Source organism: Helicobacter pylori (assembly GCF_003638305.1).
Classification (GTDB): domain Bacteria; phylum Campylobacterota; class Campylobacteria; order Campylobacterales; family Helicobacteraceae; genus Helicobacter; species Helicobacter pylori_DJ.
This window is the reverse complement of record NZ_MVYP01000008.1, coordinates 32677-46651: the sequence shown is the minus strand read 5'-3', so window position 1 is coordinate 46651 and position 13975 is coordinate 32677. Positions and strand designations below refer to the sequence as shown.

Below are 13975 nucleotides of genomic sequence, written 5' to 3'. Positions count from 1 at the left end.
TCAAAGATTAAATGTTATAATACTACCCTAATTTAGTTTAAAAGGTTTTTACAAAAATGATAAAAAGCCAAAAAGAATATTTAGAAAGAATTACATATTTAAACACCCTATCGCACCATTATTACAACCTTGATGAGTCAATCGTAAGCGATGCGATCTATGATGAACTTTACCAAGAATTAAAAGCTTATGAAGAAAAAAACCCTAATAGCATTCAAGCTAATTCCCCTACCCAAAAAGTGGGGGCCACTGCCACCAATTCGTTCAATAAAAACCCCCATTTAATGCGGATGTGGAGCTTAGATGATGTGTTCAATCAAAACGAATTGCAAGCGTGGTTGCAGCGCATTTTAAAAGCCTATCCTAACGCTTCGTTCGTGTGCTCACCCAAACTTGATGGGGTTTCACTCAATCTTTTGTATCAACATGGCAAGCTAGTGAGTGCAACCACTAGGGGTAATGGCTTAGAAGGGGAGCTTGTTACTAACAACGCCAAACACATCGCTAATATCCCCCATTCTATCGCTTATAATGGAGGAATAGAAATCAGGGGCGAGGTGATCATTGCTAAAGAGGATTTTGACGCTTTAAACAAAGAGCGCCTAGACGCTAACGAACCCCTATTCGCTAACCCTAGAAACGCCGCATCAGGGAGTTTGAGGCAGCTTGATAGTAAAATCACTAAAAAGCGCAAATTGCAATTCATCCCTTGGGGCGTGGGCAAGCATTCTTTAAATTTCCTAAGCTTTAAGGAGTGTTTGGATTTTATTGTCTCGTTAGGTTTTAGCGCTATTCAATATTTAAGCCTAAACAAAAACCACCAAGAAATAGAAGAAAATTACCACACCCTGATTAGAGAAAGAGAGGGCTTTTTTGCCCTTTTAGACGGCATGGTGATCGTTGTGGATGAATTGGGTATTCAAAAGGAGCTAGGCTACACGCAAAAATCCCCTAAATTCGCTTGCGCTTATAAATTCCCGGCTCTAGAAAAACACACCAAAATTGTAGGAGTCATCAACCAAGTGGGGCGCAGCGGGGCGATCACACCGGTTGCTGTTTTAGAGCCTGTAGAAATTGCTGGGGCTATGGTTAATAGAGCGACCTTGCACAATTATTCTGAAATTGAAAAAAAGAATATCATGCTCAATGATAGGGTGGTCGTCATTAGAAGCGGCGACGTGATCCCTAAAATCATCAAACCTTTGGAATCTTATAGAGACGGATCGCAACAAAAAATTGAACGCCCCAAAGTTTGCCCCATATGTTCGCATGAGCTTTTATGCGAAGAGATTTTTACTTATTGTCAAAACCTTAATTGCCCGGCAAGATTGAAAGAAAGCTTGATTCATTTTGCTTCTAAGGACGCTTTAAACATTCAAGGCTTGGGCGATAAAGTCATAGAGCAACTTTTTGAAGAAAAACTCATTTTTAACGCCCTGGATTTGTATGCTTTAAAATTGGAAGATTTAATGCGACTAGACAAATTCAAAATCAAAAAAGCTCAAAATCTATTAGACGCTATTCAAAAAAGCAAAAACCCTCCCTTATGGCGTTTGATCAACGCTTTAGGGATTGAGCATATTGGTAAGGGAGCGAGTAAAACGCTAGCCAAATACGGCTTAAATGTGTTAGAAAAAAGCGAAGCCGAGTTTTTAGAAATGGAAGGCTTTGGGGTGGAAATGGCACGCTCTTTAGTCAATTTTTATGCGAGCAATCAGGAATTTATCCGATCGTTATTTGAGTTGTTAAACCCTAAAAATAGCGATACGGATGAAGAAAAGCAAAAAAGCTCTTCTGTTTTCAGTGATAAAACGATTGTTTTAACCGGCACGCTTTCTAAACCACGGCAAGAATACGCTCAAATGTTAGAAAATTTAGGGGCAAAAATTGCTTCAAGCGTGAGCGCTAAAACCGATTTTTTAATCGCTGGAGAAAACCCCGGCTCAAAACTCGCTCTAGCACAAAAACATGGCGTGAGCGTTTTGAATGAAGAAGAATTGTTAAAACGCCTTAAGGAATTGGGTTAAAATTAAAATCAAATACCCGGTTAAATTCTAAAGAAAAATTCCAATTTTCATTCTTAATGAATTTACTCACAAAATCCTATTTTATAGTAGAATGCGAAAAATAAAGATATTTTAAGGAGCAATGATGGAACACCATAAAGTGCACACAACCATTCAGGCTTTACAAGCCAAACGCAAAAGGTTGCTAACCGAATTAGCCGAGCTAGAAGCAGAAATAAAAGTGAGCAGCGAACGAAGGAGCAATTTTAACATTTCGCTTTCGCCGAGTTTGTTAGCCGAAATAGAAGAGATAGAATACGAAGAAAAAACAAGTAAAGAGCGAAGAATCAATCACAGCGTTTTACTTTCGCCCAGTTTTATGGCTAAAGTGGATGAATACATGAAAGAGAAAGGTTTTCCTAATCGCTCGCTCCTCTTTGAAAAAGCGTTGGAATTTTATATGTTAAAACACCCATAAACCAATAACGGGCAAAAAACAAGAGGGTATTTAGGGTTTTGAGAATGGAAAATCAAAGACTCCGTTCCTTTGGTTTTTTAAGGTTATTGATCTTTTTATTTAAAGCCTTGGCTTTGTCTATTTTTAGAGTTGAAATGCTTTTTGAAATCGTTTCACTCGTTTGAATCGTATCTATCAGTAACGCTTTTGGATCGTTTAAATAAAGATCAGTTAATTTTTTAATAATACTGCACTAAATAAAACCATCATTTGAATATAATAACCTTAAGTGGGATTTTAAATCATTTCTATATAAGGGGATTTTATGATTTCTAACATCAGCATACACCCAAAAACCATGTTTAAAAACGCTTTAAATATACAAGATTTTTCTTTTAAAAGTCATACTAGTACAGCCATTATTGGCACAAATGGTGCTGGAAAATCAACGCTTATCAACACTATTCTAGGCATTAGATCAGACTATAATTTTAAAGCACAAAACAATAATATTCCATACCACGACAATGTTATAACACAAGCAATTGGGAGTTGTCTCTAACCTATTCAACTACCCACCTGGATTAAACGCAAACGACCTTTTTAAATTCTATCAATTTTTTCACAAAAACTGCACTCCAAATCTATTTGAAAAAAATCTTTTGAATAAAACCTACGAACACTTAAGCGATGGACAAAAACAGCGCTTAAAGATTGACTTAGCTCTTAGCCACCACCCCCAATTAATTATTATGGATGAACCAGAAACCAGTTTAGAGCAAAACGCTCTTATAAGACTATCAAATCTCATAAGCTTGCGCAACACCCAACAACTTACAAGTATCATCGCCACTCATGATCCTATTGTCTTAGATAGTTGCGAATGGGTATTGCTCCTTAAGAATGGCAACATTACTCAATACAAACCTTTAAATTCTATATTAAAATCTGTAGCTAAAACTTTTAACTTTAAAGAAAAACCAACCACAAAAGACTTATTAGCATTACTAAAGGATATTTAATGGGAGAAATTCTATCTATCCTAAAACTTGAAATCAAATCTTATCTCACCAATACAAGTGCACTATTTTGGACTTTTATTTATCCTATTTTAATGCTCCTATTACTGATTTTTGTTTTTTCAAAAAATACCACTGAAATTTTTTACTTTAATAATATTATAGGTCTAATGGGACTCCTTATTATTTCTAGCGCGATCTTTGGTCTCACTCAAGCTATAACAAGCTCTAGATCGCATAATATATTCTTGTTCTACATGCTATCACCAGCAACTTTCAAACAAATAACTCTAGCATTAATCGCTTCAAGACTAATCGTTGTAATCCTATATGCTTTTATCTTTATTGTTCTCTCTTTTTATGCGCTCAATATCATCACTATTCTTAATTTTAAAGCGCTTATTTTGGGGTTTGTTAGTGTTTTTTCAAGTGCGTTGTTTTGTTTTTGCTTGGCAATTTTTGTAGCTAGAATTTTTCAAAACGAACAAAGCATCTTAGGATTTTGTAATATCATCAATCTCTATGCGCTAATGTCTTGTAATGTTTTTGTTCCTTTAGAATACCTACCTAATATTGGTCAATTATTTATCAAAACATCTATTTTTTACTACCTTAATCAACTTCTAATCAAAGCTTTTCAAGGGATTGATACTATACTGGTTTTAGCAACTTCAACATTTTTCATTATTGGTGGCATTATTTTATTTTTACTAAGCGCTAATCGCATGTTACTAACACCAAAAGAACGCATGCGTTAAATCCTTAATCCCACCATTTATCAATTATTTAACGGCTCAAAAAAGGGGTAAGCCCCAACCCCTTAAAACGCTAAACGCATTCCAATATTCCCGGTAATGTTGATCATCTTGTAATCCAATCCAAACCTAGCCCCCACCCCAGCGTTCGCATAAAAGCTTTTAAACAACCTCACTTCCCCACCTGTAGTGATGCTCGCAAAAGTGTTATAAAGCTCGCCTTTCCTGTAGCTCAAAGTGTTGTTACCAATAAAACGCACCAATTTATCCCCCATAGATCTCACAAGCAAATCCCTACCAAAGCCACCAATCGCATAAAAATAAGAGTTTGTGTTGAAATAATGGCGGTTCTCTAAAGCAAGATCAATTGTTAAAACGGATTTTTTAGACGGATCGGCGTTCGCTTTAAACTGGTTATAGAGCGCGTTATTCATCACCCCTTCTAAACCAGTCATGCCAATATAGTAATACCTTAAACCAATTTGAGGTTTTAAAATGATGCTTTTGTTTTTAAACATGAAATCATACCCGTAATTAACTCTCGCGTTCGTCGTCCATGTGCTGTATTTATAGGACTGGTTAATCATAGAAAGCAGAGTGTCGTTGGAGCTGATTTGGGTTTTATTAGCCCCCCAAGTTTCATTAACGCTAAAAGTCAGCTCGCTCTTTTTGATAAAGGCTCTCGCATACAAGCCCATGTCCACATTATTCGATCGAGAACTAGTGATGCGTTCATAAAACCCGCTATACCCATAAGCCGCATACCCTCCAACAATCACACCCTTAATGAATCTGTCATAGCCCACATTGACACCATAGAGCGTTCCTGTGCCATTTTCCACAAAGCTCACGCCCCCAACGCCGGTTGCCCAAAGGTTGTTTTTTAGTTTATCCCTTTGAGAGTATTTTAAAATCACATCCATCGCATTAGGGGTAGCGTCAGCAAATCTTTGGTTTTTAAGGCTGCTCAAGCGTTCGCTAAAATCCGTTGAATCAAAGGAAGCGAAATTAGAAAGCTTGGCTAAACGGCTCATTTGTTGCGTGTAAGTGTTGAGCTGCAAAGCATCGGTGGAATTGTTTTTAAGATTGGGTTTAGAAAGCATGCCTAAAGCGCTGGTAATATCTTTCATTAAAGTAACAATGTGTTCAGTGGGATTGTCTTGCAAATAATAAGGAGCGAACAAGGGATTACCCCCCTTAGCCACAAAAAGCTCATTCAACCACAGAATGGAATTATTGCCCGCAGATTTGATCGCATTCAAACCAGCACCGCCTTGAATATGTTTAACATAATACTCCAAACTAGGGGCTTGAATGCTCATGGGTTTATCCGAGACGGTAACTTGAACTTTATCATAAAGGATAGATGAATACACCATTTGCCCTTGATTGTCTTTAAAGCTCACCACAAGACCCCCATCTTTAATATTGACCGGTTGGTTGTCATAGCTTAGTGAATTACCCTTTAATTGCATGCGTTTGCCGTTAAAATCAATGAGGGTGTAAAGCTTGAGGTAATCGCTCAAGCTCCCTCCAAGAATCGTTTGATTATCATAGCCATAAACCATGCGTTTAGCGTTAATAAGCGTGTAAGCACCTTGCTTTTGAGTATTAAAATGGATTAAAGCTTGATTGTTATAAGACATGATCGTAGAAGCACCAGTCACGCTCAGTATCGTTTTATCAGTCGGGCGCTTGAGATTGAAAGTCAATGGCCCTTCGCTGTTAAAATTCCCCCCCACATTCAAACCATTTTCATTCGTGCTGAGAGCCGCTCCTTTAACCACATTGAGATTACCGCTAATGTCAGCCCTGTAATTAGAATTGTTGTTAAAAGCGTTATTCACGATCAAGTTGTTGGCTTTAAAAGTAGCGTTTGGCCCTAAATCCAAAGTCCCAATCGTGGTATTTTGCAAGACTTTTGAAAAATCCACTAATCCATTAGCCTTAATGGTTCCTAAAAAAGCGAAATTATTCGCATTCACTTCTAGCGTTTCATCGGTTGGGGCTGTCGCGCTTGAAGAATGAGCTTTTTTCTCGCCCATGCAATCTAAGACATTCACGCAAATCTGACCTTTTTGAACGCTAATATCGTTTCGTGGTGCGTTAAGCGTTAAGCCGTTGGTAGCGTTTAAGGTATCTAATGAAATATTAGAAAAATCTTTAGATACAAAAGAAAGCCTGCCCTGATATTGCGTGAAATTAATCGTGTTTTTCCCGTTAAGAATAATGGACTTGCCCGCCACAAAATTCAATTCCCCCCCTGTGGCGTTACTAAACGAGCTGTTATTAGTGAATAAATAATCTTTAGCCACAAAATTGAAATTCCCTTTTTGCCAAAGATTGTGCAAGCCCCTAGAGCCTAGTAAAGATCCAAAGCCCAATTGTTTTAACTCATCTTGTAAGGGTTTAGGCAGTATGGAGCCCAAACCTTGATGATAAACACCCCCTAAGCCCTTATTAGCGATGATTTTATTAATCATTTGCCCTAAGACTTGATTGCTCATGATTTTATTCACTACGCCTTCGCCTAGCAAATCGTTCAGCACTTTCTGACCCATGCCAGAAATCGCGCCCAATAATTCCTTACTAGGGTTAGTGATGCTATTTAAAGCGATATTCACTAACACGCTCAAATCCTGTGGACCGAGCCAAGAAATGAGCTTATTGATTAGGGGGGCTTGATTGATCATTTGATTGAGAATATCCCCAAAAGTCGTTTTATCCAAGAAACTCTGTAAGTCTTTGGCATCAGAGCTAGAGCCTATTTTATCCAGAGCTTGATTCAAGCCTCCAGGCACAAAATTATTGGCAAAAGCACTCAAACTTTGCTTGCCATACCAGTTATTGATGAAATTCTCTACATTTTCAATCCCTAAAGTTTTAACGATGAATTTTTCAAACCCTGAAGAATGGGCTTGGATTTGCTCTAAGAGCATTTGATCGATTTCTTTTCTTTTTATAGGATCTAGAGCGTTTAAAAGCCCGTTTTCACCAAAAACATCGCCCACCGTTTTAGAATTTAAAATTTCCATGATCGCGTTTTTAAAAGCGCTCACGCCTAAGAGGTTATTCACTTCAGCAGGGCTAAGCAATGAGCTTAAAGTCTTAGATCCAAAATCTTTAGGGATCATGTTGGCTAAATCTTTAGGGATAGCGTTATCATTCAAGCTTTCTTCATAAACAATATTAGAAAGTGCATTCCCTAAGCCCTTTTCTCCAAAAAGCTTTTCAATACCACCTTGCCCTAGATAAGAAAAGATTTTATCAGTCCCTTGAGTGTCAATATTGGCTTGATTAAGCACTAAATTTGTCGCGCTTTCAAAAGACACATTCGCGCTCCCTCCACTCCCCCAAGCGTTCCCGCTGCCGATGGTTCCGGTAATGTAAATGTTTTTAGCCCTAAAATTAGCGTTAATGTAGCCCAAATAAGGCGCGCTAGAATGGAGCAATTGCCCTAAATTAGTCTGTCTGAACATCTGGCAAGTGTTATCCCCAACCGCGCATGGATTTTTATAGCCATCGCCTCCAAACCACACCACGCTATTCGTGTTCGTTTGCCCTTCTTTGATCGCCCCTACAACGAGATTGCCTTGAGAGAAATGATAATTAGCCGTGTTGGAAAAATTATTGATAATCTTTAATAAGCTCTTCCAATTTTCTTGGTTTAAAGCAATACCATATTTCTTTAAAATGTCAAAAAGAGTTTCAAAACCATTCGGGCTATTGAGATTGAGATGATCTAAAGCCCCTGAAGATAAAAGATTGGCTATTTTAGGCAAAAATTCCTTACCCAAGCTGGCAATAACGCTTAAATCCTGCTTAGTGATAGCCTGATTATAAATGTGTAAGGCTTGTAAGGGCTGGTTTTGCGCATTATAAGTCCCGGGTGTTTTATTGTTTTGATTAAAGCCTTTGATATTGCTGCTCAAATAATAAGTGCCGGCTTTATCGCTTGTGTGATTATAGGAATTCTCGCTTTCATCATAAGGGTTTTGTTGGTAATTATACAAACTAGGAGCGAGATTAAATGCCGTATTATTAGAAGCGCCATTTTGAGAGATCTGCACTTTCAGGCGGTTGTTATGCAAGGTTTCGGTAATCGTTTCAGTTGTGTTGAGCGGGTTAATGAAACTCCAAGAATGAACGCCGTTATTGAACGAGTAGTCAGCCTTGTCAATCTGTATGCCATAAAAACGGATCTTTTCATAGCCGTTATTCCCCATTAAACCCTGAATATTTTGAGCTTGTAAAATATTATAAACTAAGGGCTTGTTTTTTGCATCAAACAAATTCACATTAGACAGATTCAAAACGCCTTGAGATCCAAAGCTGAAATTCCCGCTTGCATTAATAGATAAAGCGTTACCGCCATTGCCTAAAAGGCTTAAAGCGCTGTTTAAAAGAACGCTTTGAAAATTCAGAGTGCTGTTGTTTTGTAAATCAAACAAGGCGCTAGAATTAAAAGTCGCTAATTTAGTGAAAGAAATTTGAGAATTATTGGCATAAAAACTCACAGGAGCGTTAAAAACGCTATCGCCATTGAAATTTAATAAGCTTGAGTTATTGAGATTGAAATTCGTTTCCCCCTCTACGCTAAGCGTGTTAAAACTCGCTTGGGAACTTTCAGCTAAATTCATCGTAGAGTTATTTTCAAAAGTAGAAGCGCCTTGGAAATTGATATGGATATTTTTAGCCCTTAAATTGAGCGTGGCTTGATTAAAATTCGTATTCCCTTTGAAATTAATCAGGCGTGCAGAGTTGCCAAAATCAGGCGTTTTACCAAATAAAGGAATGCCATAAAAGGTAACATTAGCGTTATTGAAATTCGCTTGATTGAAGCTTAATTGAGCGTTAGGGTTCAAATTCAAATAAGACACCCCATTAAAAGCGGTTGTGCCGTTAAAATTCACTGCACTGTTGTTGTAAAAAGAAAGGCTTGAAGCGTTTTCTAAAGTCGTTTGGGTTTGGCTATCCCCAATATTAATAGCAGCGTTGGGCTTGACTGAAAGCCTGGAATTATTGAAAGTAACATTCCCATTCAATGAAGACTGATTCACATTTTTAGACACATCAATGACTATTTGAGAGTTATTGAAAATAATATTATTAGCTTTCAAATCATAGCGAATGCCCCCTCCTAAAATAGAATTAGAAAAAATCAAATCCGTATTTGCAACCATATTCACATACGAAGAGCCGCTTTCAGTCGCTCCGTTAATATTAGTCCAACCGCTAAAAGTGGTGTTTTCAAAAGCGATACGCCCTGAGTTAAAATTAAAGCCTCCCCATGTGAAATCCCTAAAATTAGAGTTTTTAATTTCCATAGAAAGCCTGGAATTAAAATTCGCCCATGAATGCTGGCTCGCGCTAGTTTGTAAGCCCATAGCCACGGTTTGGAAATTCGTGTAATTCAACCCATCAGCGTTCAAGGTTTCATCAGCGTTAAAATTGATCGTCGCCCCACCGCCAGCGTTAGGGTTGCCGACATTAAAATTGTTCGTTAAAAAGATATTAGTTGCGTTGAAATTGCCATGCAAATACAGCAAATTATTCTTACCAAACCAGATCGATCCGCCATTGTCATTAGCCTTTTCTTGAGTGCTCCCTAAAAGCAAAGTCCCTACCACCGTAGCCCCAAAGTTCAGCGACCATGCAAAAGCGCTAGAGCCGATAAGGTTTTGATTTTTATAAGGCGCGATATAGCACACCCCAACGCACACCGGGGTTTTTCCTGGAATAAAATCAAACTGCTTCCTCACCTGACTCCAAATATCCTTAGAATCAGCGTCTGTGTGAAAAGATGAAGAATGGATAGTGAAATATTTATAGGTGATAGAACCCGGATTAAAAGTCTCTTCAAAAACAAATTTTTGGCCGTTGCTTTGGGTGAATTGCACAAAATAAGTGTTTTTCTCCGCCCTTAATAAAGTCCCTCTCTCACCACCATAATGGATCAAATTCCATAAATTTTTTGAAAAAACATTATCCGCCGCAATTTCATTATTATATTTAATATTATTCCCGCTTAAAAGCGTGTAAGTGGTTTTATCGGTCAAATCCCTTTCAATGTTAAAAACACTATTATTGTCAATAGCGATTGATCCTTGAAGGCGGCTGAAAGGATCGCTGTTAATGAGCGTATTCGTGCCTTTAAAAGTAATGTTTTTAGTGTCGTTAAACGAATAGCTACCGCCATTAAACGAGTTATTATTGAAAATAAGGTTTTGTGCTCTGGCGTTGATATTATAGGAATTGAAAGTGTTGTTTTCTAAGGTTAGGGAATTTCCGGCGTTGTTTTCGCCCCCCTTATAAATCAAAGTGCCGTTATCGCTAAAACTAACATTCTTAATCACCGCTTTCCCGTTAAGGCTAGCGTTATCCACGCCAAAATTCCCCCCTCCATTCACAGAGCCTTTATCCCAAGTGATGTTATTGGCTTTAAGGTTAAAGCCTCCATGCAGGGTTTGGTTGCTAAAATTTGCGTTTGTTACATTCAAATTGCCGTTATTAACAATGAAATTCATCCATGAATTTTGCAAACCGGCTTTATCGCTATTCAAATGAGCGTTAGCGATATTCAAACGCTTTTGAGCGTTAAACACTAAAGTCGCGCCCCCACCGGTTTTGGCCCCATTACCAGAACGAATCGTGCCGGTAATATCAATTTGATTGGCTTTAAAAACGCCTTGAATATAGCCCACTAGCCCCCATTCAGCCCCTGAAGTTTTCCCAAAACCCACCACGCTATTAGAAGCGGGATTTGCGCCATCAAGAAAAGGGGTGGTTTGGTTGAACACTAAAACGCTGTTAGCGCCGCTATAATCTTGCGTGAAAACGCCTGTGCCAGCGATCTTCCAAGTCGTCATGCCGTTGAGATAGAACACGGTGTTACTGGCGTTGTTATTGACATTTTTGAGATTAAACGCATCATTATGGATATTCACGCAATGCGTATACCCTAGAGTGCATAAACGAGTGAGCGTGATCCCATTATTAAAATTTTCTTTAATGTAGTAAGTCAAGCCGTTATCGGTGAATTGAACATTATAAATTTTAGTATTGTTTGGTGCGGTTTTATTTTCATCCACTAATTTACCGCTAGGGTTTTCCCCACTAGTCCAACGCAGCATTTGATACAAAGCGTTATTATTGTCCTTATAGTCCACGCTTTTAGCGTTAAGCAATTGATAAGTCGTGCCTACGCTTAGGCTACTCAAAAGCCCTTGCATGTTGAAAACAACGCCCTTACTGAAAGTAAAATCCGTTTGAGCACCATTTATTTTAAATTGGTTATTCACATTAAAAGTGTCGTTAGTGAAACTGGCTTTAAGGGTATTGTTGAAATTAAACACGCCCCCATTAAACGAGTTATGATTAAAATCCACTTGCTTGGCGTTAAAACTAAACGATCCGCCATTAAACGAGTTGTTATTAAAAGCGTCTGTCTGCTCTGCATGACTAAAATTAAACGAACCACTATTAAATTTGTCTTCAGTAAAGGTGTTATTTATGCCATCAAAAGAATAAGAAGTGTCATCTAAAACGGATTTTTCAATGGTGGTCTTGCCCTGGAATTTGAAATTCCCGGCTAAAAAGTTCGTGTTTTTAAAATTGTAAGAATTTTCAGCGCCTTGAAATTTATAATAAGCCTTGTTGAAATTCACGCTATCAAAAACGCCATTACCGGTAAAATCATACCCCCCACCCGTCCAATCGTAAAAATCAGATTGAGAAACATTGATCTTACCACTCCCAGAGCCATTCCCTAAGGCGATAAAAGTCATGTAAGAGTTTTGTGAAGTGGTTTTTAAGTTTTTAAAGGTGGCTCCAGCGATATTAATTTCAGTCGCACCCACAAAATTTAAAGTCGCCCCCCCACCGGTTTGAGCGCCATTACCAGACATCATGTTACCGGTGATATAAACCCTATCGGCTGTGAAAGTGCCAGTGATATAGCCCGTTTTCCCCCAATTAACCCCTTGATACCCCCCAAAACGCACCGTGCTATTAGATTTAGGGATACTGCCATTAGCCCAAGGGGTCGTAGCGTTAAAGACTAAAGCGCTGTTTTTCCCGCCATAGGTTTGCGCAAATCTCGCTTGCGTGTAATTCCAAGTGTTTAAGCCATTGAGATAGAAAATCGTATCGTCTCTATTATCTTTAATATCTTTTAAATTAAAAACATTGTCATGGATATTCACGCTATTGGTGTAATAGATATTGTTCGCGCCATAATAAACGGATTGCAAAACAATAGAATTAGGGCTAAAAATTTGTCTGAAATGATAGAGCGTACCGCCTAAATTGTAGGTTACATAGTAAGTGTGGGTGTCGTTATTAGAAGTAGCGTTTTTGCTATTGTCTTTTGTGGCTTGCGTGTTTTTAATCCTGATGATATTCCATAAGTTATTGACATCATTATAAGCGATAGAGCCATTTTTCATGCTAAAAAGCGTGTAAGCACTCCCTATCGTGGGCGTGTAATTTTGAATATTAAAAATCGCATTAGGATTAATAGTAACTTTACCGGTCATATTGATAAAAGGCGAAGTGGGGTTGTTGATCGTGGTTGTGCCTTGAAAATTAACATGAGCATCAGATCTATCAAAAACGAACCAACCCCCATTAAAGGTCAAATTATTAAAAGTAATATTACTTGCATTAAGAATGTAGGCATTCCCTATAGTATTAGCGTTGCCATTAGGCATGCTCCCTAAAATGCTGTTATTAAAGGTAACGCTATTAGCGTTAAGATTGAGTTTGTAATGATTGATATTAGAGTTAGTGAAAGTGATGCTCCCCCCAATACCATTCCCACCCTTATAAGTGAGTGCGCCGTTATTATTGAAAGTTACTCCGCTAATGGTGGTTGTGCCATTGCTATCCACATTGTCAAAGCCAAAATTCCCGCCATTGACGATCCCGCCATTATAAGTGATCTTTCGCCCCATAACATTAAAGCCTCCATTAGGGGTTTGGTTGCCAAAATCCGTGTTTGTCAAATGCACGCTGTTATTGGAAATCAAATTGATCCAAGAAGTTTGTGTCCCGGCTCTGTTATTTTGAAAATAAGCTCCGTTAGCACTTAATTCGTTTGAGCTTTCAAAAACCAGTATCGCACCTCCGCCAGTTTTCCACTCATTGCCCGATCCAACAGCTCCTGTGATAAAAATGTCTCTAGCCTTAAAAACCCCTGTAATAAAACCTACATAGCCCTTTTCCCCAAACCACACAGAAGAATGATTGGGTGTTGCGGAAGCGTTTTTTGTCCCTATGTATAACTGACTATTGTTATAGTTTTGCGTAAAACTCCTATTCCCCCCAGCCCAAGTGCGTAAAGGGCTGATATAGTAGGATTTGTTGTTATTGTTTTCATTCACGCTGTTGAGCCAATACACCGAACTATTATAATCTTCACTTTGAGCGCTTAAAGCCGAAACGAACCCTAGCCCTAAGAAGATTTTTTTATTAATGGATAGAGAAGAATTTGAATGCGTTTTTAAGGAATAAATTGTTAAAGGCGAGTTTTTGGTTGTGTATTTTTTAGCGATTTTCTTTTTAATGCCCTTAAAAGAGCGGTTTTTACTAAAGCGTTCCTTTAAATCTATTTTGCCATTTCTATAAGTCATATTTTAACCCTTTCATGTGGTCATACTCGTTGTTATATTTTTTGATGCTATCCATTATACAATTTAATTAAAAACGGCACGATCTCCTTATATCATTAAGGATCTT

4 protein-coding genes and 1 pseudogene are annotated in these 13975 nt (G+C 38.1%); 4 read left to right on the top strand and 1 reads right to left on the bottom strand.

Annotated features, from left to right (window positions below):
• Window positions 1-56: 56 nt before the first annotated feature.
• The 4 genes and pseudogenes from ligA to EAL04_RS04725 all read left to right on the top strand — a co-directional run bounded on the left by ligA (window position 57) and on the right by EAL04_RS04725 (window position 4240).
• On the top strand, window positions 57-2027 hold the full coding sequence (gene ligA, locus EAL04_RS04745; RefSeq protein ID WP_120973660.1) for an NAD-dependent DNA ligase LigA: 1971 nt from the start codon (window positions 57-59) through the stop codon (window positions 2025-2027).
• A gap of 124 nt (window positions 2028-2151) precedes the next feature.
• Window positions 2152-2484: a hypothetical protein gene (locus EAL04_RS04740; protein ID WP_015644290.1), complete on the top strand. Its 333-nt coding sequence runs from the start codon at window positions 2152-2154 to the stop codon at window positions 2482-2484.
• Between the two features lie 304 nt (window positions 2485-2788).
• Window positions 2789-3485 (top strand): annotated as a pseudogene (locus EAL04_RS04730) (ATP-binding cassette domain-containing protein).
• Entirely contained in the window at window positions 3485-4240 is a 756-nt protein-coding gene (locus EAL04_RS04725) for an ABC transporter permease (protein ID WP_120973655.1), read from the top strand. The pseudogene EAL04_RS04730 and the gene EAL04_RS04725 overlap by 1 nt, the downstream one beginning before the upstream one ends.
• 62 nt (window positions 4241-4302) lie before the next feature.
• Here EAL04_RS04725 and EAL04_RS04720 read toward each other — a convergent pair whose 3' ends face one another.
• Window positions 4303-13869, bottom strand: a complete 9567-nt coding sequence (locus tag EAL04_RS04720) for a vacuolating cytotoxin domain-containing protein (protein ID WP_120973653.1) — start codon at window positions 13867-13869, stop codon at window positions 4303-4305.
• Window positions 13870-13975 lie beyond the last annotated feature (106 nt).